Source organism: Allobosea sp. Root670 (assembly GCF_001429415.1).
Taxonomy (GTDB): Bacteria; Pseudomonadota; Alphaproteobacteria; order Rhizobiales; family Beijerinckiaceae; genus Allobosea; species Allobosea robiniae.
Genome location: NZ_LMJU01000001.1, coordinates 869,520 through 890,363 on the forward strand (window position 1 = coordinate 869,520; position 20,844 = coordinate 890,363).

General features: G+C 66.7%; 22 protein-coding genes. 14 read left to right on the forward strand and 8 right to left on the reverse strand.

Features of this window, described 5'->3' with window-relative positions:
- The first annotated feature begins 140 nt into the window (after nt 1-140).
- The 3 genes from ASE61_RS03980 (at nt 141) to ASE61_RS03990 (ending at nt 1,255) form a co-directional block, all read left to right on the forward strand.
- Nucleotides 141-413 carry a hypothetical protein gene (locus tag ASE61_RS03980; protein ID WP_061964807.1) on the forward strand — a complete coding sequence of 91 codons (273 nt, stop codon included), beginning with the start codon at nt 141-143 and terminating at the stop codon, nt 411-413.
- Nucleotides 414-541: 128 nt separating this feature from the next.
- The gene (locus ASE61_RS03985) at nt 542-793 is read left to right on the forward strand and encodes a hypothetical protein (protein ID WP_061964808.1); all 252 of its coding nucleotides are present in this window, start codon (nt 542-544) and stop codon (nt 791-793) included.
- A gap of 156 nt (nt 794-949) precedes the next feature.
- On the forward strand, nt 950-1,255 hold the full coding sequence (locus ASE61_RS03990; protein WP_082617199.1) for a hypothetical protein: 306 nt from the start codon (nt 950-952) through the stop codon (nt 1,253-1,255).
- Here the strand turns inward: ASE61_RS03990 and ASE61_RS03995 are convergent.
- Nucleotides 1,246-2,031: a tRNA1(Val) (adenine(37)-N6)-methyltransferase gene (locus ASE61_RS03995; protein WP_061964810.1), complete on the reverse strand. Its 786-nt coding sequence runs from the start codon at nt 2,029-2,031 to the stop codon at nt 1,246-1,248. The genes ASE61_RS03990 and ASE61_RS03995 overlap by 10 nt on opposite strands.
- Nucleotides 2,024-2,248: a DUF2007 domain-containing protein gene (locus ASE61_RS04000; protein WP_061964812.1), complete on the reverse strand. Its 225-nt coding sequence runs from the start codon at nt 2,246-2,248 to the stop codon at nt 2,024-2,026. The genes ASE61_RS03995 and ASE61_RS04000 overlap by 8 nt, the downstream gene beginning before the upstream one ends.
- Before the next feature lie 254 nt (nt 2,249-2,502).
- Between ASE61_RS04000 and ASE61_RS04005 the strand changes: the two genes are divergently transcribed.
- Complete coding sequence (locus ASE61_RS04005) at nt 2,503-3,438, forward strand: polyprenyl synthetase family protein (protein ID WP_413813524.1); 936 nt, start codon at nt 2,503-2,505, stop codon at nt 3,436-3,438.
- A gap of 57 nt (nt 3,439-3,495) precedes the next feature.
- Here the strand turns inward: ASE61_RS04005 and ASE61_RS04010 are convergent, their stop codons facing one another.
- The 3 genes from ASE61_RS04010 to ASE61_RS04020 form a co-directional block, all read right to left on the reverse strand.
- Nucleotides 3,496-4,371, reverse strand: a complete 876-nt coding sequence (locus tag ASE61_RS04010) for a 4-(cytidine 5'-diphospho)-2-C-methyl-D-erythritol kinase (protein WP_156406967.1) — start codon at nt 4,369-4,371, stop codon at nt 3,496-3,498.
- 26 nt (nt 4,372-4,397) lie between these two features.
- Complete coding sequence (locus ASE61_RS04015; protein WP_061965598.1) at nt 4,398-6,164, reverse strand: tetratricopeptide repeat protein; 1,767 nt, start codon at nt 6,162-6,164, stop codon at nt 4,398-4,400.
- A 471-nt stretch (nt 6,165-6,635) separates the two neighbouring features.
- Nucleotides 6,636-8,315: an electron transfer flavoprotein-ubiquinone oxidoreductase gene (locus ASE61_RS04020; RefSeq protein WP_061964817.1), complete on the reverse strand. Its 1,680-nt coding sequence runs from the start codon at nt 8,313-8,315 to the stop codon at nt 6,636-6,638.
- Between the two features lie 171 nt (nt 8,316-8,486).
- On the opposite strand from ASE61_RS04020, the gene ASE61_RS04025 reads away from it, so the two are divergent.
- The 4 genes from ASE61_RS04025 (at nt 8,487) to ASE61_RS04040 (ending at nt 12,872) form a co-directional block, all read left to right on the forward strand.
- The gene (locus ASE61_RS04025) at nt 8,487-9,317 is read left to right on the forward strand and encodes a uracil-DNA glycosylase (RefSeq protein WP_061964819.1); all 831 of its coding nucleotides are present in this window, start codon (nt 8,487-8,489) and stop codon (nt 9,315-9,317) included.
- A 116-nt stretch (nt 9,318-9,433) separates the two neighbouring features.
- Complete coding sequence (locus ASE61_RS04030; RefSeq protein ID WP_061964821.1) at nt 9,434-10,864, forward strand: cytochrome ubiquinol oxidase subunit I; 1,431 nt, start codon at nt 9,434-9,436, stop codon at nt 10,862-10,864.
- 11 nt (nt 10,865-10,875) lie between these two features.
- Nucleotides 10,876-11,880: a cytochrome d ubiquinol oxidase subunit II gene (cydB, locus tag ASE61_RS04035; protein WP_061964823.1), complete on the forward strand. Its 1,005-nt coding sequence runs from the start codon at nt 10,876-10,878 to the stop codon at nt 11,878-11,880.
- Between the two features lie 107 nt (nt 11,881-11,987).
- Nucleotides 11,988-12,872, forward strand: coding sequence for a neutral zinc metallopeptidase (locus tag ASE61_RS04040; RefSeq protein WP_061964825.1), 885 nt, complete (start codon nt 11,988-11,990; stop codon nt 12,870-12,872).
- Between the two features lie 178 nt (nt 12,873-13,050).
- Here the strand turns inward: ASE61_RS04040 and ASE61_RS27370 are convergent, their stop codons facing one another.
- Both ASE61_RS27370 and ASE61_RS04045 read right to left on the reverse strand, forming a co-directional pair.
- Complete coding sequence (locus tag ASE61_RS27370) at nt 13,051-13,176, reverse strand: hypothetical protein (protein WP_274532843.1); 126 nt, start codon at nt 13,174-13,176, stop codon at nt 13,051-13,053.
- Nucleotides 13,177-13,325: 149 nt separating this feature from the next.
- Nucleotides 13,326-13,811 carry a hypothetical protein gene (locus ASE61_RS04045; protein ID WP_061964827.1) on the reverse strand — a complete coding sequence of 162 codons (486 nt, stop codon included), beginning with the start codon at nt 13,809-13,811 and terminating at the stop codon, nt 13,326-13,328.
- Between the two features lie 233 nt (nt 13,812-14,044).
- On the opposite strand from ASE61_RS04045, the gene ASE61_RS04050 reads away from it, so the two are divergent.
- The 4 genes from ASE61_RS04050 to ASE61_RS04065 all read left to right on the forward strand — a co-directional run bounded on the left by ASE61_RS04050 (nt 14,045) and on the right by ASE61_RS04065 (nt 18,351).
- Complete coding sequence (locus tag ASE61_RS04050) at nt 14,045-15,130, forward strand: PA0069 family radical SAM protein (protein ID WP_082617202.1); 1,086 nt, start codon at nt 14,045-14,047, stop codon at nt 15,128-15,130.
- A 188-nt stretch (nt 15,131-15,318) separates the two neighbouring features.
- Nucleotides 15,319-15,930 (forward strand): ribonuclease HII, encoded by a 612-nt coding sequence (gene rnhB / locus ASE61_RS04055; RefSeq protein WP_061964831.1) that lies wholly within the window; start codon nt 15,319-15,321, stop codon nt 15,928-15,930.
- 388 nt (nt 15,931-16,318) lie between these two features.
- Nucleotides 16,319-17,521, forward strand: a complete 1,203-nt coding sequence (locus tag ASE61_RS04060; protein ID WP_082617067.1) for a site-specific DNA-methyltransferase — start codon at nt 16,319-16,321, stop codon at nt 17,519-17,521.
- Nucleotides 17,522-17,622: 101 nt separating this feature from the next.
- The gene (locus ASE61_RS04065) at nt 17,623-18,351 is read left to right on the forward strand and encodes a peptidoglycan-binding protein (protein WP_061964835.1); all 729 of its coding nucleotides are present in this window, start codon (nt 17,623-17,625) and stop codon (nt 18,349-18,351) included.
- On the opposite strand, the gene mutY is transcribed toward ASE61_RS04065, so the two are convergent.
- On the reverse strand, nt 18,294-19,394 hold the full coding sequence (gene mutY / locus ASE61_RS04070) for an A/G-specific adenine glycosylase (RefSeq protein WP_082617068.1): 1,101 nt from the start codon (nt 19,392-19,394) through the stop codon (nt 18,294-18,296). The two genes, ASE61_RS04065 and mutY, sit on opposite strands and share 58 nt — an antisense overlap.
- Nucleotides 19,395-19,480: 86 nt before the next feature.
- Between mutY and ASE61_RS04075 the strand changes: the two genes are divergently transcribed.
- Together ASE61_RS04075 and ASE61_RS04080 are read left to right on the forward strand one after the other, a co-directional pair.
- Nucleotides 19,481-19,978: a DUF721 domain-containing protein gene (locus ASE61_RS04075; protein WP_061965600.1), complete on the forward strand. Its 498-nt coding sequence runs from the start codon at nt 19,481-19,483 to the stop codon at nt 19,976-19,978.
- Between the two features lie 91 nt (nt 19,979-20,069).
- A complete protein-coding gene (locus ASE61_RS04080; RefSeq protein WP_061964837.1) occupies nt 20,070-20,690 on the forward strand; it encodes a DsbA family protein in 621 nt (206 codons plus the stop codon).
- Nucleotides 20,691-20,844: the final 154 nt, after the last annotated feature.

Sequence of the window (20,844 nt, forward strand, 5' to 3'; positions counted from 1 at the left end):
TCAAGCATGAGCCGGAACCGAAAGCGGACAGGTTTCGTTCATATCGGGTCTGATATCGACAATCCCAACCGCACGGCTCGCGATGTTCGGGGCGAGCATTTGATGACGGGCCGGCGGCTGCATAACCAAGGAGTAAGCCCATGTTGACAACCCGCATCATTGCCGCCGCTTTCGGCGCTGCGACCTTGCTCGGTGCCGCCATGAGCACCGCCCCGGCCTCGGCGGCGCCGATTTCCGCCGGCACGGCGCTGGCTTCCGGCGCCGAAACCGGTCTCGTCCAGCAGGCCTGGCATCGCGGCCGCCCGCATTACGGCCCGCGCCGCCATTACCGTCCGCGCTGCTGGACCGAGTCCCGCCGTATCTGGAACGGCCATCGCTGGATCAGGCGGGCCGTACGCGTCTGCCGCCGCTGAGGCGGACGCACATATCTGAAGACGGGCGGACGGCGCGGTTTCGCGCCGTCCGTGCAACACAGCCCGCCATCCGCCTCGGGGATGACGGGTTGGCCCCGCCTGGGCCGGCGGCGCGATGGAGGCCAGGGATGTTCCGGACAACGCTTCTTGCTGCCGCGCTGGCGGGTTTTATGGGCGGAGTTGCTCTCACCGCCTCCCCGGTTGCGGCCGCGCCTGTCGCTGCCGCGGCCGGTCAATCGGCGCAAGCCGGGCAAAGCCTCGTCGAGCAGGCCCAGTATTACGGCCTGCGCCGATACCGGCGCCCACGCTGCTTCTGGTCCGACCGCCGCGTCTGGAACGGCTGGCGCTGGGTGGTTCGCCCGGTGCGCATCTGCCGCTGAGCGGCTCCCAAGAATGGCCGCAATGTGGCTGTTGGCTGAAGGCAAGCTGAACGACGCGATTCCGTGCCGTTCAGGTTCGAGGCCCTAATATTCAACGCAAGGACGGCGTTTTCATCCGACGGCAGGGACTGCCGGCGCCATCTCATGGAGGTTTTCATGTTTCGGACACTGATCGTCACCATGGCGACCGCTGGCGCGCTGGGCGTAGCCGGCATCGCCGCTACCCCTGCTTCTGCCGCCCCGATTGCGGCAGCCCCGATTGCGGCCGCGCCCTCGGTCTCGAGCGAAGGCATGGTGCAGCAGGCGCAGTATTATTACGGTCCGCGCCGCTATTACGGCCGGCCGCGCTATTACGGCCCCCGCTATTACGGGCCGCGGCGCTATTACGGCCCGCCGCGTTTCTATGGCCCGCCGGCCTATTATGCTCCGCGGCGGTTCTACGGGCCGCGCTATTACTGGTAATCGGGCGTAAGGCGCCCACGGCCGCGATGGACCGCATCGCTCAAGGGTGTCAGCCTGCCATCAGCGCCATTGATCACGAAAGCCGGCAGCAACGCTGCCGGCTTTCTGCTGTTCAGCACGGCCGTGACGATGATGCGGATCGCGGGCTTGTCGGCAAAGGCATGGACCGGGCGGACCGCGACCGCGCCGAAGCCGGTTTCGAGGCCGGCCAGAACTTCGGGCAGCGCCTCGACCCGATGAATAAGCGCGAGATATCCACTCGGCCGGAGCAGGCGCCGGGCCGTCCGCAGCCAGGGCGCGAGCGCTCCTTCGGCGACATGGGCGGCCTTGCGGTTCGGGACAGGCGAGGCCCGGCTGCCGCCCGGGGGATAGAAGGGCGGGTTCATCGCGACCGCGTCGAAGGAGGCGGGTGCCAGACCTAGCTCGGAGAGGATCCCGGCCCGTGCCGTGACATCTCCGGCGATCGCCGTCACGCGACCCGCCATGTCGTTGAGTCCGGCATTGCGCGCGGCCAGCGCGGCAAGCTCCGGATCGCGCTCCAGCAGCGTGACCTGCAACTCCGGCTGGGCCAGCGCCGCGGCGAGGCCAACCGTGCCGACGCCGGCCCCGATATCCAGCAACGCGCCGCCGCCCAGGTCCGGCAGCGCCGCTGCGAGCAGGACCGCATCGCTGCCGGCGCGGTGGCCCTTGCGCGGCTGGAGTAGTCTCAGCCGGCCATCGAGCAAACGATCCTCGACGATCTCGCCCAGTGCCGCGCCTGGTTCGATCTCACTCATCACGCAATTCTGATCCGTAGCCGGCCTCGACCAGCAAAGCCCGCGCACGCCAGCGATCGGCATCGCGCACCAGCAGGCGACGGGGGAAGGCCCCGATCATGCCCTCGAGCGAACTGATATGCTGATCTGCGATCAGGCAGTCGAGATTGGCCGAAGCCAGCAGGGCCTCGACGGCGCCGAGCAGGATAAGGTCGTTGGTGCGCAGGAGTTCGTGCATGGCTCCATGGAGCCCAAGCGCCCGGGTTTGTGCAAGAGCCGTCGGCTTTCAGGCCCCGTTCACGCAAAGGTGCGGCGTCACGCCGGTTTGCAGGGGCTGGCGTCCCATGCGACGGTTGTGGCATGGCACAAGCGCGCCGCCCGGCGCGGGTATCTGACTCCGGAGTGTCTCCAGTGGGTGTCGTCGTCTCCCTCGAGGAACGGGAATCGAATCAGGCCAGCATCGAGCCGCTGGTCGCGCTGACGCGCGAGGACATGGCCCGCGTCAACGCGATGATCCTGTCGCGCACCGGCTCCGACGTGACGATGATCCCGGAGGTCGCCAACCACCTGATCTCGTCGGGTGGCAAACGGCTGCGGCCGATGCTGACACTCGCGATGGCCGACCTCTGCGGCTATGCCGGCGATGGCCACGTCAAGCTCGCGGCCTCCGTCGAGTTCATGCACACGGCCACGCTGCTCCACGACGACGTCGTCGACGAGAGCGACATGCGCCGCGGCAAGCTCGCCGCTCGCATGCTCTGGGGCAACGAGGCGAGCGTGCTGGTTGGCGATTTCCTGCTCGGCCAGGCCTTCAAGATGATGGTCGAGGTCGGCTCGCTCAGGGCGCTCGACATTCTCTCCACCGCCGCCTCCGTGATCGCGGAGGGCGAGGTTCTCCAGCTCTCCGTCGCCAAGAACACGGAAACGACCGAGGACGAGTATCTCGCGGTGATCCGCGGCAAGACGGCCGAGCTCTTCGCGGCCGCCTGCGAGGTCGGGCCGGTGATCGCCGGCTCCCCCAAGGCCGATGCCGCCGCCTGCCGCAGCTACGGCCTCAATCTCGGCATCGCCTTCCAGCTGATCGACGACGCGCTCGACTATGGCGGCGTCGCCGCCAAGCTCGGCAAGAACACCGGCGACGATTTCCGCGAGGGCAAGATCACCCTGCCCGTCGTGCTCTCCTTCCGCCGCGGCGACGAGGCCGAGCGCGCCTTCTGGAAGCGCACGCTGCAGGACGGCGAGATCCGCGACGACGATCTGGAGGAAGCGCAGGCGATCATGCGCCGGCACAAGGCGCTCGACGACACGATCGCCCGCGCCGAGCATTATGCGCGCATGGCAAAGGACGCGCTCGGACTGTTCCCGGCCTCGCCGATGAAGCAGGCGCTCAACGCCGCCGTCGATTTCTGCGTGGCGCGGGCGCATTGAGCTGACGCACCGCCGTCACTGCGAGGAGCGCAATGACGGTGGAACGGTCCCACCGCTTTAGCTCAGCAGCGTCGGCTTGACCCACCAGCCCGGCCGCTCGCGCTGCAACGCCTTGGCAGCGGCAGCGCTCGATGCGCAATCGTCGAACAGCGCGAAGCAGGTCGCGCCCGAGCCGGACATGCGCGCCAGCCGGCAACCGGGCAACGCCGCGAGCCGATCCAAGGCCTCGCCGATCACCGGCGCCCCCCGCTGCGCCGGTGCTGCGAGATCATTGCTCGTGGTCGCCAGGTAGCCCAGCAGATCCGCAGCCGATGCCGGACCCGCAAGATTCTGCGCGCGCGCTTCCGACACCGCCTCACCCGCCTTGAGACCAAGCGCCCGGAATACGCCCACCGTCTCGACCCCAACGCCGGGATTGACCAGCACGGCGAAGAGCGGCGGCAGCCTGAGCACCGGACCAAGCTTTTCGCCGATGCCGGCCATCAGCCGCGCGCGCGAATCGAGACAGACCGATACGTCGGCTCCGACCTGCGTGGCGACTTCGCGCAAGATCGGATCGCCCGGAGTGATGCCGTTCAGGCGCGCGAGCAGGCGCAGCGCCGCAGCCGCATCGGCCGAGCCGCCCCCGATTCCCGAGGCAACCGGCAGGCGCTTGACGAGATGGAAGCGTCCCAGGCGCAGGCCGGGGCGTGCCGCTGCAAGCGAGCGGGCAGCGCGCAGGACGAGATTGCCGTCATCGGCCGCGAGTCCTTCAGACCGAGGACCTGCGAGCGTCAGAGAGAGGTCAGCGCCGGGTTCGAGCGACAGCGTGTCGCCGACGCCGGCGAAAGCGACGAGGCTTTCAAGCTCGTGATAGCCGTCGGCGCGCCGGCCGAGCACGAGCAGGTCGAGATTGACCTTGGCGCGGGCGCGCGTCGTCAGCGGTGGGGCCACAGCGTCAGGCCGGCGACGCGGAAGCGTCAGCCGCCGTCCTTCTTGGTCTCCTCGACGGCATTGGCCGAAGGATCCTCCATCCCGCGCTCGATCTTGCGCAGGATCTTCTCCAGGTCTTCAGGCTCGGGCTTGAGGTCGCGGGCGTGGTTCCACTGGAACTTCGCCTCGAGCTGGCGGCCAGTGCGCCAGTAGACGTCGCCGAGATGATCGTTGATGACCGGATCGGACGGGCGCAGTTCCGCGGCGCGCTCGATCTCGCGCGAGGCATCGTCATAGCGGCCGAGGCGATAATAGGCCCACCCGAGCGAATCGATGATGTAGCCGTCGCGCGGGCGGAGCTCGACGGCGCGGCGCAGCATGTCGAGCGCCTCGTCGAGCTTGAGATGCTTGTCGACCAGAGAATAGCCGAGATAGTTCAGCACCAGCGCCCGCTCGCGGCCGAGCGGATCGGGCAGGAGTTCGAGCGCCTTGCGCAGATCGGCCTCGGCCTCGGGCCAGCGGTTGATGCGCTCGCGGGCGATGCCGCGGAAATAGAACAGATCCCAGTTGGCGCGGCCGGGCGAGGCGAGCTTGTCGATGGCCTTGTCATAGGCCGCCGCGGCTTCCGCGAATTTCTTGCGCGAGCGATAGATGTTGCCGAGCGCCGAGAGCGCGTCGACATCGTCCGGCCGCTCGGCAATGACCTTGTCGAGATGCTTCACCGCCTCTTCGGGCTTGCCAAGATTTTCCAGGGCCAGGCCGGCCTGGATCTCGGCATTCGGGCGCAGCGGCGAAGAGGCCGGCATCTTGTCGTAGACGGCGACGGCATCCTCCGGCTGGCGGGCGCGCTCGAGAATGTCGCCGAGCGTCAGGATCGCGAGGTCGTGGCCGGGGTCGAGATAGATCGCCATGCGCAGGTAGAGCAGCGCGGCGGCTTCGTCGCCCTGGCGGTTGCCGGCGCTGGCGAGGCCATAGAGCACCTCGGCCGCGCCCTGCTGCGGCGTCGTGATCTGACGCGGCGGCGCATCCTTCTTGCCGACGAGCGCCATACCCTCGCGGATGATCGGATGATTCGGCAGCAGGCGGTCGAAGGCGGCATAGGTTTCGGCCGCACCGTTGAAATCGCCGTTGCGGGCCTGGAAGCGCGCCCAGAGATCGACCAGCCGGAGCGTGGTCTTCTCGGCGTCATAGGCGGATTTCAGCCGCTTTTCAGCCTCGCCCTTGCGGCCGGCGGCGTCGAGAATGAGCCCGGCATGATAGTCGCGGAAAAGATTGTAGGACGCCTCGCCCTTCAGGCGCTCCAGCGTCTCGATCGCCCGGCGGGAATTGCCGGAGCCGAGATAGGACCAGGCTGTGAGCAGCGTCGCGGTGATGTCGGCCGCGCGCCCCCTGCCCCCGCGCTGGAGATGATTGCGCGCCGTCCGGTAGCTCTTCTGCTTGATCGAGCGGATGCCGATGACGAGCTGGGCGAGGCCATTGCTCGGGTCCTGCTGGATCAATTTGTCGGCCGCCCGGAAGGCATCCGGCATGGCACCGTCGGCCAGGAAGGCGACGAAGGCGCGCTCGGTCAGGTCGTTGTTCTGCGGGTCTTCCTTGATCGCCTCGCGCAGATAGACGGAGGCCGCACCGAGATCGCGGGATGCGCCGGCGACGATCGCGGCGAGGTAGTTGCCTTCCAGACTGTCGCCCGGCTCGAGCGCGTCAGCCGTACGCGGCTGCGTTGCGCCCTGGGCAGCGGCCACGGCTGGCAGGAACATCAAAAGCGACAACGCAGCAGCCGTGCCGGAGGCACGCACCTTCTTCAATAATGTCACGACTGCCATTCTCCCTCGGTCCGCAGCCTCACCATCTCGGGGCGCACTCTTCCAGCGGACCGTGATCGCTTCGCGTAGGCTGCCAAGATGGCGGTTTCCGGGCGGACGGGCAAGCCGGCCCCCTCCCGAATGCGGCTCTTTCGTAGCAGCCGCGCAACACTCCCGGAAATCTGCCTGACCAAGCGGCCGAAAGCCGAAAACGGCGATCATCACGCAGGGATATCGGGCCTATAGCTTGTCCGTCTGCAGCTTTCGCAGCGATTCCACTGGGACTGTTCCAATGAAGAAGATCATTCTGAGCATTGCCGCCGTCGCACTCCTCGGCGGCTTCGTCGCTGGCTGCGCCAAGGACGAGACCAAGCCGGTCGCCAAGATCGTCCGCAAGGGCTGACCGGCCTCCTGGCCTTACGACAAAGGGCGCGCCGGCCGGCGCGCCCTTTTTGATTCATCGGACAGCGAATCGCCCCGCGATCACATATTCGCGTAGCCCGGCCCGCCGCCGCCTTCCGGGACCGTCCAGGTGATGTTCTGGGCGGGGTCCTTGATGTCGCAGGTCTTGCAGTGGACGCAGTTCTGCGCGTTGATCACGAAGCGCGGATTGGCCTTGGTCTCGGCGTTCTCGTAGACGACCTCATAGACGCCCGCCGGGCAATAGAGCCTGGCCGGCTCGCCATAGAGCGGCAGGTTCTGCGTGATCGGAACCGATGGATCCGCCAGCTTGAGATGCGCCGGCTGGTCTTCCTCGTGATTGGTCGAGGAGAGGAAGACCGAGGAGAGCTTGTCGAAGGAGATCTTGCCGTCCGGCTTCGGATAAGTGATCGGCGTGACCTCGGCCAGCGGCTTCAACGTCGCGAAATCCGGCTTGCCGTGCTTCATCGTGCCGAAGGGCGACCAGCCGAAAAGCTGGTTCAGCCACATGTCGATGCCGCCGAGCCCGATGCCGAGCAAGGTGCCGAACTTGGACCAGAGCGGCTTGACGTTGCGGACGCGCTTCAGGTCCTTGCCGATGGCGCTGTCGCGCCAGCTCGTCTCGATCTCGGCGACCTCGTCATGCTGGCGGCCGGCCTGGAGCGCCGGCACCAGCTTCTCCGCCGCCAGCATGCCCGACAGGATGGCGTTGTGGCTGCCCTTGATGCGGGGCACGTTGACGAAGCCCGCGGAGCAGCCGATCAGCGCGCCGCCCGGGAAGGTCAGCTTCGGCACCGACTGCCAGCCGCCCTCGGTGATGGCACGCGAGCCATAGGCGATGCGCTTGGCGCCCTCGAAGGTGTCGCGGATCAGCGGATGGGTCTTGAAGCGCTGGAACTCGTCGAAGGGCGAGAGCGTCGGGTTCTGGTAGTTGAGATGGACGACGAAGCCGACAGAAACCAGATTGTCGTCGAAATGGTAGAGGAAGGAGCCGCCGCCGGTGCTGTTGTCGAGCGGCCAGCCGAAGGAGTGCTGGACGCGGCCCTTGTGGAACTTCTCCGGCTTGACCTGCCAGAGTTCCTTCAGGCCGATGCCGTATTTCTGGGGCTCGCGGCCTTCATCCAATGCAAATCGCTTGATCGCGATCTTGGAGAGCGAGCCGCGCGCGCCCTCGCCCAGCAGCGTGTAGCGGCCGCGCAGCTCCATGCCTCGGGTGAAGCGGTCAGAAACCGTTCCGTCCTTGGCGATGCCCATATCGCCGGTGGCGATGCCGGCGACCGAGCCATCCTCGTTGAAGAGCAGCTCGGCGGCGGCGAAGCCCGGATAGATCTCGACGCCGAGTGCCTCGGCCCGCGCGCCCAGGAACTTCGCGACGAGCCCGAGCGAGCCGACGAAATTGCCGTGGTTGTTCATCAGCGAGGGCATGCCGAAATTCGGCAGACGGATACCGTTCGGCTCGGTCAGGAAATAGAAGATGTCTTCCTTGACCTCGGTGGTCAGCGGGCGATCGGGATCGTCGCGCCAGTCCGGCACGAGCCGGTCGAGGCCGATGGGATCGATGACGGCACCGGAGAGGATATGGGCGCCGACCTCGGCGCCCTTCTCGACCACCACGACCGAGATGGACTCATCGAGCTGCTTCAGCCGGATCGCAGCCGCCAGACCCGCAGGGCCGGCACCGACGATGACCACGTCATAGTCCATGCTCTCGCGCGGTTCGCTCTGCGCTTCCTTGAGATCCATCCTGCCCTCCGCCTCAGCAGCCGCGCCGCATGATAGTTTATATATGAACTATTTCACCGGGTCGTTCAATGCCGGCTTTCGTCCAGTCTGGAACCCCTCTATCCAAGCGTGCGTTCCATTTTGCAACTGCGTCGGCTCGCAGAGAGGGTTTGCAAGGTATAGGATGCAGCGATGAGCCTGTCCGATGCAGTCAGCCCCGACGCGCCCGATCCTTACGAGCTTTTGAGCTGGTACGCCGAGATGGGCGTGACCGAGGCGCTCGACGAAGCGCCGCGCAACCATTTTGCCGACCCGGCTCCTGCCGGCGAGCGCGGCGACGGGCAGCCGCGCCTGCGCCCGCTACCCGGCCGCCCTGCCGCGCCGGCACGGCCGATGGCGGCTGCGGCAACGGCACCGGACGACGCCACGGTCAGCGCCAAGGCGCTCGCTCGCGAAGCGCGCACGCTCGATGAGCTGAAGGCCGCACTGGCCGGTTTCGAAGGCTGCGTGCTGAAGGCCACCGCCAAGAACCTGGTCTTCGCCGACGGCAATCCGCAGGGCCGGGTGATGATGGTCGGCGAAGCACCCGGTGCCGACGAGGACCGCATCGGCCTGCCCTTCGTCGGGCGCTCCGGGCAGTTGCTCGACCGCATGCTGGCCGCGATCGGTCTGAGCCGGAAGGACGACGTCTATATCGCCAACATGCTGCCCTGGCGACCGCCGGGGAACCGCACGCCGACGCCGCAGGAAGTGGCAATCTGCCTGCCTTTCATCCAGCGCCAGATTGAGCTCGCCGATCCCGACATCCTGGTCTGCGTCGGTGGCCCCTCCGCGCAAGGGCTGCTCGGGTTCACCGGGATCCTGCGCTCGCGCGGCAAATGGGTGGAATACGACACCGGGGCGCGGCGCATCCCGGCAATCGCGACGCTGCACCCGGCCTATCTGTTGCGGCAGCCGCTGCAGAAGCGGCTCGCCTGGCGGGATTTGCGCGCATTGAAGGCAGCGCTCGACGGGAAGAATTGACGCAGCGACGTTGCGCGCAGGCGCGGCACGAGGCAGGCTTGCATTAGATCACATCCAGACACGCCCGAACGGGCGAGGCCCGGCACCGGCGTGACCTGGCCAGACGGAGTTCTGCGATGGTCATCGATGCTTTTCTACTTTCGCGCATCCAGTTCGCCTTCACCATCTCGTTCCACATCGTCTTCCCGGCCTTCACGATCGGGCTTTCCGCCTATATCGCGACGCTGCTCGGGCTGTGGTTGAAGACGGGCGACCCGAAATTCCATCTGCTCGCCCGGTTCTGGACCAAGATCTTCGCCGTCTCCTTCGCGATGGGCGTCGTCTCCGGCATCGTGCTGTCCTATCAAATCGGCACGAACTGGAGCCGCTTCTCGGTCGCGGTCGGCAATATCGTCGGTCCGCTGCTGGGCTATGAGGTGCTCACCGCGTTCTTCCTCGAGGCTTCCTTCCTCGGCGTGATGCTGTTCGGATGGAAACGGGTGCCGCCCTGGCTGCATTTCCTCTCAGCGGCGATCGTCGCCGGCGGCACGGCGATGTCCGGCTTCTGGATCCTCTCGGCCAATAGCTGGATGCAGTATCCCGTCGGGCACGAGGTTCGCGACGGCATCGCCTACCCCGTCGACTGGATGAAGATCGTCTTCAATCCGACCTTCCCCTTGCGCTTCGCGCATATGATGACGGCGGCCTATCTCACCACCGCCTTTGTCGTGCTGGCGACCGGGGCGCGCCATCTCCTCGCCGGGCACCGCACCGAATCGGCCAAGACGATGGTGCGCATGGCGATCCTGATGATCGCACTGACCGCGCCGCTGCAGGCGCTGATCGGCGATTTCCACGGCAAGCAGACCGCGATCTACCAGCCGGCCAAGCTCGCCGCTATCGAGGCGCATTGGGATTCGGCGAAGCCCGGCGCGCTCGTCCTCTTCGCCTGGCCCGACGAGAAAGCCGAGCTCAACCGGTTCGAAATCTCGATCCCCGGCGTCGCCAGCCTGCTGACGCATGGCAGCATGGATGCGCTGTTCCCAAGCCTCAGGGATTTCAAGGTCGAGGATCGGCCGCCGGTGCTCATCCCCTTCTTCGCCTTCCGCATCATGGTCGGCATCGGCACCCTGATGATCCTGTTCGGCTGGGCCGGCGCCTGGCTCTGGAAGCGCGGCACCATCTTCGAATCGCGCAGATGGCTCTGGCTCGCCCAGTACAGCTGGCCGGCCGGGTTCGTCGCCATCCTCTCCGGCTGGTTCGTCACCGAGGTCGGTCGCCAGCCTTGGCTCGCCACCGGCGTCCTGCGCTCGAAGGACGCGGTCTCGCCGATCACGACTCTCGAGGTCGCGATCTCGCTGGGGCTGTTCGTCTTCGTCTACTGCGTGGTGTTCACGGCCGGCATCCTCCTGATCAATCGCCTGATCGACAAAGGACCGGACGAGATCAGCCATGAGGACCCGCCCGAGCAGCCATCGAAGCGGACGCTGAAGGCGGCACAGGCGCCCGCCGCGGCGATCTTCGGCGACGGCCATCCCGGCGACGACAAGATCCAGCCGGCGAACTGAGGAGAGCTATTATGGAATGGTATCTCCCCGTGATCTGGGCCGGCGTGATCGGCTCCGCCGTAATGCTCTACGTCATCCTCGATGGCTTCGACCTCGGCATTGCCATCCTGTTCCCGACGACGAAGGACGAGGGCGAGCGCGACCAGATGATGAATTCGGTCGCGCCGTTCTGGGACGGCAACGAGACCTGGCTGGTGCTCGGCGGCGCGGGGCTCTGGGTCGCCTTCCCCTATGCCTATGCCATCATCATGCCGGCCTTCTACATCCCGGTGATCCTGATGCTGCTGGCGCTGATCTTCCGCGGCGTCGCTTTCGAGTTCCGCTGGGTGGCCAAGCCCCATCACAAGATCTGGGACCTCGCCTTCTGGGCAGGCTCGACGCTCGCTGCCTTCGCGCAGGGGCTGATCCTCGGCGGATTGCTCCAGGGCGTGAAGGTCGTCGACAAGCAGTTCGCCGGCGGCCCCTTCGACTGGCTGACGCCGTTCACGGTGATGTGCGGCATCGGCGTCGTCATCGGCTATGCCACGCTCGGCGCGACCTGGCTGGTCTACAAAACGGAGGGACCGGTGGCGGACCGGGCGCGCCGGCAGGCGAAGGCACTGCTGCTGGGCCTGCTCGCCTTCGCCGTGCTGGTTTCGCTCTGGACGCCCTATGCGCATCCGCGCATCGCCGCGCGCTGGTTCACGCCGTCCAACCTGATGCTGCTCTGGCCGCTTCCGGTGCTGACCGCGATCTGCGGCTACTTCGCCTGGAAGCGGCTGCACGGCGCGCATGAGTTCACGCCTTTCGCCCTCACGATCGCGATCTTCGTCCTGTGCTTTCTGGGGCTCGCGGTCTCGAACTATCCCCACCTGGTGCCGCCCGATCTGACGATCTGGGACACGGCAGCGGCGCCGAGCTCGCATATCTTCGTGCTGATCGGCGTCAGCTTCCTCCTGCCGACGATCCTGTTCTACACCGCCTTCGTATACTGGACCTTCCGTGGCAAGGTCAGGATCGACAGCGGCTACCACTGAGTGGAACCCCCGCGGTCAGGCTGCGTTCAGGAGCGGTTTGCAAAGACGACTTGAGTTCCCCGCATCTCCCGGCGAGATTGCGGGGGAACTTCGCCGGGGATGCCTTCATGCAATGGGAAGATTACCGCCAGTCCGATAATCTCGAGGACAGGCGCGGCAGTGGTGGCGGCGGCTTCGCCGGCATGCCCGGCGGGCGCGGCGGCGTCGGCATCGGCACGATGGTGGTGCTCGGCCTGCTCGGCTGGGCGCTCGGCATTGATCCGCGCCTGCTCATCGGCGGCGCCGAACTGATCGGCGGCATCGGCGGGCGCGAGCAGACACAGGAAACGCGCCGTTCCTCCGGCCCGCCGGAGGACCAGATGGGTCGCTTCGTCTCGGCCGTTCTGGCGCAGAACGAGGACATCTGGTCGAAGCTTTTGCCGCAGCAGGCCAATACCCGCTACCAGCCGCCACGGCTCGTCCTGTTCTCCGGCGTCGACCGCTCGGGCTGCGGCACCGCGCAATCGGCGATGGGGCCGTTCTATTGCCCGGTCGACAAGAAGGTCTATCTCGACACCTCCTTCTTCCAGGAAATGCAGCGCAAGCTCGGCGGCGGCGGCGATTTCGCCTATGCCTACGTGATCGGCCACGAGGTCGGCCATCACATCCAGAACCTGCTCGGCATCCTGCCCAAGGCCAACCAGATCCGCGAGCGCTCCTCCGAGCGCGACGCGAACGCGATCTCGGTGCGAATCGAATTGCAGGCGGACTGCTTCGCCGGCGTCTGGGCGCATAACGTCCAGGCGATGGGCCGGATCGACCAGGGCGATATCGACCAGGCGATGCGCACCGCCTCCGCCATCGGCGACGACAAGCTGCAGAAGGCGGCGCAAGGGACGGTCGTGCCCGACTCCTTCACGCACGGCTCCTCGGCGCAGCGCATGAAGTGGTTCACCACCGGCTTCCAGTCAGGCTCGATGCAGAGCTGCGACACGTTCCGGAATCAGGTGTAGCGCCGCTCAACGGTGGCGGGAGGTGCCGGGGTCGCGGGCGGTCACCACCGCCTCGTCCCGCTGGCTGGTCGCTCCGACCGGGCGTCCAAAACAAATCGGGCCCGAACGGGCCCGCGACTTCCTGAGAATGCCGTGCGGAGGGCTGCATCCAGCCCTCCGCTTGGTTTTCGTGGAGAGGCTAGCTCCAGAATCCTTCCTGATGTTCGCGAGGCGAGAACGTATCTTCGTCCTCCCGTTGTTCCTCGCGCTTGTCCTCGTCGCGCTCCGCTTCGAGCGCAGAACAGGAATCGTGCCGTTCCAGCATGGATCTCTCCTTTCGATGTCTGAGGGAGGTGCTTCAGGCAACCGTCTACATATGAACTTATGCTGCAGCGCACAAGTTCCCGCACGAAATTCCTTCCGCCATGCGCTTCAGGCATATCGCCTTCGGCGGCGTAACATCCCTCCAGGCAGCTAGCCTGCCCGCTCCCGCAGGACCGGCAGCCGCACCGGCGCCCGGTCGAGACGACCGGTCAGCGCGACCCCCTTGGGCATGACAAGCCCCGCCGTGAGCCCGCGACCGGGCAGCGAGAACATGAGCCGTTCGCGCAAGGAGGCAAACGCCCCTTCCAGGGGAATCAGGGCCGGCTTTGCCGCCGCGACCAGCAGATGGCGCTCCACCGCCTGGACCCAATGAGCCTGCGGCACATCGCCGGATTCGAACAGGACGAGGCGGTCTCCCCGTGCATGGGCTGCGCCTTCCCGCCAGGCTTGCTCATGGCTCGCGCGGAGATAGCGGGCGCCGGTGGCGTCCGCAGCGCGCTCGGTCTCGGGCGCACCGACCGTGTCGACGAGCACTGCATGGCCGAGAAACCCCTCCGCGACCGCTGGAATCAGAACAGCCAGGGTCGCTGCAAGCGCCTGCTGGGAACCATCGCTGCGGATCACGGCTGTGAGCATAGGCGAAAGCCTATGCCGCAACGCAGCATGCCACAATCCCGCCGCTTGCCTTTTGTTCTCTATATGTTCACTCTACATGAGACCAGAAGGCGCCGATTCCCGGCGCGCGACACGGTTCGACAGCCATGCCCCAGGCCAGACCCACCTCACGGCCCTTCCCGGCAGCCCAGCCCCTGCGGCGGCTCGACCGGGAGCCGAGCGTCTCGGCGCCGGTCGTCGCACCCGCCGATCCGATGGCCTATATCGGCCATCAGATCGACCCCGACAGGCGGCGCGGGCGTGGTGCCACGATCAATCCCGGCGGCCGCTACGAGGCCGAGCAGCGCGTCGCCGAGGACGACGGCTGGGGGTCGCTGGAGGAACTCCCGCCGTTCTCGACCGAGATCGCCTATGAGAAGGCGCGCACCATCATCACGCGCAACGACTCGCCCGATATCTCCTTCGACCGTTCGATCAATCCCTATCGCGGCTGCGAGCATGGCTGCGTCTACTGCTTCGCCCGGCCGACCCATGCCTATCTCGGCCTGTCGCCGGGGCTCGATTTCGAGAGCAAGCTGACGGCGAAGCCCGATGCGGCGGCGCTGCTGGAAAAGGAGCTCTCCTCCCCCTCCTATCAGCCGCGAACGATCGCGATCGGCACCAATACCGACGCCTACCAGCCGATCGAAAGGAAGCTCCGGATCATGCGTCAGATCCTGGAGGTGCTGGCGAAATTCAATCATCCCGTCGGCATCGTCACCAAATCGGCGCTGGTCCAGCGCGACATCGATATCCTTGCTCCAATGGCGGAGAAGGGACTGGTCAAGGTCGCGCTCTCGGTAACGACGCTCGATCCGAAGACCGCACGCGGCATGGAGCCGCGCGCCGCCTCGCCAGCCAAGCGGCTGGAGACGATCCGCAAGCTCTCCGAGGCCGGCATCCCGGTCACGGTGCTGGTTGCGCCGATCGTCCCGGCGATCAACGAACACGAGATCGAGCGCATCCTCGATGCGGCGAAGGCGGCAGGCGCCGAGGCAGCCGGCTATGTCCTGCTCCGGCTGCCGCTCGAAGTGCGCGACATCGTGCAGGAATGGCTGCTGACACATCATCCCGACAAGCTCCGGCATGTGATGTCGCTGATCCGCTCGACGCGCGGCGGCAAGGACTACGATTCGCAATGGGGCCAGCGCATGGTCGGCTCCGGCCCCTATGCCTGGATGATCGGACGGCGCTTCGAGATGGCGGCCGAACGCATCGGCTTCAACACGACTCGGCGCCGGCTGCGGACCGATCTCTTCGTGAAGCCGGAGAAGGAGAAGGCGCAGTTGAGTTTGTTCTGAGGCGTTGGGCGGCTGCTCTCGCCGTCATGCTCGCCCTTGTGGCGAGCATCCACGCCTTGGACACCGCATTGTAGGAAGGAAGACGTGGATGGTCGGGACAAGCCCGACCATGACGATCAAACGCGATTGCGTGGGGCGAGGAAAAGACGGCTCTGGCCCCGCGCTGCGCTCTGCTGCATAACCCCGCCATGCCCGCCGATTTCAACCGCGAGACATCCGCCATTGCCAACGGCCGCTGGCCGCTGGCCGGCATCGACGAGGTCGGACGTGGGCCGCTGGCCGGCCCGGTCGTCGCGGCCGCCGTGATCCTTGATCCCGAGCGCGTGCCTGATGGACTCGACGATTCGAAGAAGCTCTCGGCTGCGATCCGCGAAGAACTCTTCGGCGAGATCATGGAGCGGGCGCTGGCCGTCTCCGTCGCCAGCGTGACGGCCGTCGAAATCGACGCCATCAACATCCGCCAGGCGACGCTGCTGGCGATGCGCCGGGCCGTCGCCGGCCTGCCGCTGGCACCGCTGCATATCCTGGTCGACGGCAACGACCCGCCGCAATTCACCTGTTCCTGCGAGGCGATCATCCAGGGCGACGGACAGATCGCCTCGATCGCGGCAGCATCGATCATCGCCAAGGTGACGCGCGACCGGATGATGGCGCGGCTGTGCAAGCGCTATCCGGCTTATGGCTTCTCCAGCCATGTCGGCTATGCGACGCCGCAGCATCGCAAGGCAATCACCGCGCACGGCCCCTGCCCGGAACACCGCTATTCCTTCGCGCCGGTGAAGGGCGTGTGGTTCCGGTAGGCCGCGGCCTCGCGCGTCGTTCCTCGGTGGGGAGGAAGCCTCTGTCCGACCTCCGTGAACTCGGCCGTATTTCACTCCGTCATGCTCGCCCTAGTGGCGAGCGTCCACGTCTTGAACACCGCCCTTGCTGAAGGAAGACGTGGATGGCCGGGACAAGCCCGACCATGACGGGAAACACGGCTCCCGGACCTCACCGAACGCCCTCGCAAGCTGCCCTTACGGCAGCCTGAGACATTAACCGCCGTTTACGAATTACCCTTCATTGCCAACGGCCTAGGCAAAAATTGCAGCCCCAGAATGGGACGCATTTTTTTCAAAGCGGAAACCCGACCTTTACCCTGTCCGACCAAGATCGCCCTCGTTGAAGTTGCGTAACGGTCTTGGTGTCATGGGTGTTTTGCGTACCGGGACCGCCAGTGCTCCCGTCCGGATTCAGGTTTCGCGTACCGGACGGCCTGCACTGGGGGCTCGGATGAAGGCCAAGGGCCTTCCCGAACATATCGGCGCTCCGCGGGAGCTGCCGCTCGATCAGATTCTCGTAGGCGACTGCGTCGCGGCGATGAACGCGCTGCCACCGGCAAGCGTCGACCTCATCTTTGCCGACCCCCCCTATAACCTCCAGCTCGGCGGCGATCTGCGCCGGCCCGACGACAGCCTCGTCGATGCCGTCGACGACGACTGGGACAAGTTCGCCTCCTTCTCCGATTACGACCGCTTCACCCGCGACTGGCTTGCGGCCGCGCGGCGCGTGCTGAAGCCGGACGGGGCGCTGTGGGTGATCGGCAGCTACCACAACATCTTCCGCGTCGGCGCGACGCTGCAGGATCTCGGCTTCTGGATGCTGAACGACATCGTCTGGCGCAAGGCCAATCCGATGCCGAATTTCCGCGGCCGGCGCTTCACCAACGCGCATGAGACGCTGATCTGGGCGGCGCGCGGCGAAGCGTCCAAATACACCTTCCATTACGAGGCGCTGAAGGGCGGCAATGACGACCTTCAGATGCGCTCGGACTGGTACCTGCCGCTCTGCACCGGCGACGAGCGCCTGAAGGACGACAGCGGCGCCAAGGTGCATCCGACGCAGAAACCGGAGGCGCTGCTGGCCCGCGTGCTGCTCTCGGCCTCCAATCCCGGCGACGTCATCCTCGATCCGTTCTTCGGCACGGGCACGACCGGCGCCGTCGCCAAGGCTCTGGGCCGCCATTTCATCGGCCTCGAGCGCGACCCGGTCTACGCCAAGGCAGCGCGCGAGCGCATCGCGGCGGTGACGCCGCTGGCGCCGGAAGCATTTTCGACCGCGCCCTCCAAGCGTAGCGAGCCGCGCGTGCCGTTCCTCAGCCTGGTCGAGGCCGGGCTGGTGAAGGCCGGCGAGACCGTCCATGACGAGAAGCGCCGCCACAAGGCCGTGATCCGCGCCGACGGCACGCTGATCCTCGGCCCGGCCGTGGGCTCGATCCACAAGGTCGGTGCGCTGGCGCAAGGACTGCCGGCCTGCAACGGCTGGACTTTCTGGCATGTCGAGCGCCAGGGCGGACTGACCGTGCTCGACGTGCTGCGCGGCGAGATCAGGGCGCAGATGGCGGCGGCCTGAACCGCCGGCCTCGCGCCCCCTGCCCTATCGTCATATGTTCGAAGGATGCGCGTTCGCCACCGGCGCGCGCATCCTGAACATAGGACAGCGAGGGCGGCAGCATGGCGACGATCCTCAAGAACGGGTCCCGCGGACCCGAGGTCAAGACGCTTCAGGAAGCGCTGAACGCGAAACTGAAGCCGATCCCGAAGCTCGTGCCCGATGGCCAGTTCGGCACCATGACCCACAACGCGGTCCTTGCCTTCCAGCGCAAGAACTGGCTGGTCGAGGATGGTCAGGCCGGGCCGGCGACCCAGGCCTGCCTCTACGATACCGAGGCCTTCGCGCCGATCCTGCACAATGTTCCCTTCATCGCGCAGCCGACCAACACGACCTGCTGGGCGACCTCGACCGCGATGATGAAGAAATCGACGGTGCCGATCATCATCGCCAGGACGCCGCCGGACATGATCGCCTCCGATGGCGGGCTGCTGAACTCCTCCGAAAGCGACCAGGCGATCGTGACCGGCCAGCGCTATGGCCGCATCCATGGGTTGCGCTGCAACGCGCCGCAATCCTGGTCGGTCGAGCAGCTCAGGCAGGCGGTCGCCCGTGGGCCGCTGATGTTCGACATGCTCTGGCGTGTCGACGAGTACACGGCCGGCCGCGGCAGCCCCGGCCACATGATCGTCATCGTCGGCATGCGCGGTGACGGCAATCCTGACGGCACCGGCACGACGCTGCGCATCCACGATCCCTGGCCGCCGAACCGCGGCAAGATCTACTCGAAGGGCTATTTCAAATGGTCCGTCGAACTGCCGACGATGACGTATCGCGTCTTCGAGCTATAGAGCCCTGCGCGCTCGACGACCTTCAGCATGAGGCTCGGCAGCGGCTCGCCGGCGAGATCGGCCAGCTTGGTGAAACGCATCCCGGCCGGGGCCTGCGTGCGCTCGGGAACGCTGCCGGTGAAGACCGTCAGCTCCAGCGGGAAATGCGTGAAAACATGGCGGACCGGTTCCACGACCTGGGTCCAGCTCATCGGCAATGGCGCGTCCTGCGCGGCGCCGTCGAGTTCGTAATCGGCCCGCCATTCGCTGGTCGGCACCTCGGCCATGCCGCCGAGCAGGCCCTTGGCCGGTCTCGTACGCAGCAAGACCGCGCCATCCGCACGCGCCAGCACGAAGGCCGCGCCGTAACGCGTCACCCCGGCCTTCTTCGGCGCCTTGCGCGGAAAACTCTCCTGCATGCCGGCAATCCTGGCTTGGCACGGCGCGCGCCAGGGGCAGAGGCCACAGGCCGGACTGCGCGGCGTGCAGATCGTGGCGCCGAGATCCATGAGCGCCTGGGCGAAATCGCCGGGCCGATCGTGCGGCAGCAGCGCCAGAACCTTCTCGCGAATCAAGGGCCGGGCGCCGGGCAATTCGTCCGCGATCGCGAAGAGACGGGTCATCACGCGCTCGACATTGCCGTCGACTGCGGCAGCCGGCCGGTCGAAGGCGATCGCCGCGACGGCGCCGGCCGTGTAGGCGCCGATGCCCGGCAGGGCGCGCAAGCCCTCCTCCGTATCCGGGAAACGGCCGCGATGGCTCTCCATCACCGCCTGGGCGCAGGCATGGAGATTGCGGGCGCGCGAATAATAGCCGAGCCCGGCCCAGGCCTGCATGACCTCTTCCGAAGGCGCCTCGGCGAGAGCCTGCACTGTCGGAAAGCGGGCCATGAAGCGCTCGTAATAGGGCTTCACCGCCGTGACCGTGGTCTGCTGCAGCATGATCTCGGAGGCCCAGACGCGATAGGGATCGGGCCGTTCGCCCGCGACCGCACGCCAGGGCAGCGCGCGGCGATGGCGGTCGTACCAGGTGAGAAGATCGGCGGCGCGGGCCTCGGGGGTCATGATCCGGATGTAGCGCAGCCATGGGTGACCGCAAGCGGCTTCATGCACCGCTTGCAGGCGACCGTCCCCGCGCCCACAATAAAGCCATGTCCGCCAAACCCCTCGCAGAGCTGATCGACGACTGCATCGCGCCCGCGCTCGCCGCGCAGGGCTTCGCGGGACGCGCCATCGTCTCGCTCTGGCCGGAGATCGCAGGCGAGCGGCTGGCGGCGCGCTCACGCCCGCTCAAGATCGACTGGCCACGGCGCCGCCCGGCACCGGGCGAGGCTTCCGAGCCGGCGACCATGGTGGTGCGGGTCGAAAGCGCCTTCGCGCTGGAGATGCAGCAGCTCGGGCCGTTGCTTGTCGAGCGCGTCAACACCCATCTCGGCTGGCGCGCCGTCGGCAAGCTCGTGCTCAAGCAGGGGCCGGTCGCGGCGCCCGTCAAGTCGAAGCCGGTGCCCAAGCTGGACGGAGCGACTGCTGCTCGCGTCGAGGCTCAGGTTGCCGGCGTCGCCGACGAGGGCCTGCGCGAGGCGCTGGCCCGGCTCGGCCGGGCGGTGGCGCTCAACGCGAAAACGCGAGGCGATGACACGGCTTCGTGAGCAGCGCGGTGCGCGGCAGGATGCGCTCTTGCCACAATCGCACTGACCACTATAGCTCCAAGCGACTTTGACCTTCCGAGGATCTTTCACGATGACGAACAGGCGACAGCTCCTGACCGGCGCAGCCGGCATCGCCGCTGCCGCGCTCGCCGGTGGTAACGCCGCGCGGGCCCAGACCAAGCTGCCCGATGCCGGCCCCCTCGGGGACGTCTGGCTCGGCCCGGCCGATGCCAAGGTCACCATCGTCGAATATGCCTCGATGACCTGCTCGCATTGCGCGCATTTCCACGAGACGACCTGGCCGGAGCTGAAGAAGAAATACATCGACACCGGCAAGGTGCGCTTCACGCTGCGCGAATTCCCGCTCGATCCGCTGGCGACGGCCGGTTTCATGCTCGCCCGCTGCAACGGCAACGACAAGTATGTTCCGATGACGGACCTGCTGTTCGCGCAGCAGCGCAACTGGGCTTTCACCGACAAGCCGGTCGATGCCCTCTCATCGCTGGTCAAGCAGGCCGGTTTCACACAGGAATCCTTCGAAGCCTGCTTGAAACGCCAGGACATCTATGACGCCGTCACGGTGGTGAAGGATGGTGGGGCCAAGGCTGGCGTGGATTCGACGCCGACCTTTTTCATCAATGGGCAGAAGCGATCCGGTGCGCTCACGATCGCCGAATTCGACAAGATCCTGGAGCCGCTCCTCGGCAATTGAGCGGAGCGTTTTCGCACGCGATCCCTTCTCCCCTCGGGGGAGAAGGTGGCAGCGCGAAGCGCTGACGGATGAGGGAAGCACGGGCCGGGCAGCGCGAACCGCCCCTCATCCGTCTGCTACGCAGACACCTTCTCCCCCGAGGGGAGAAGGAAGA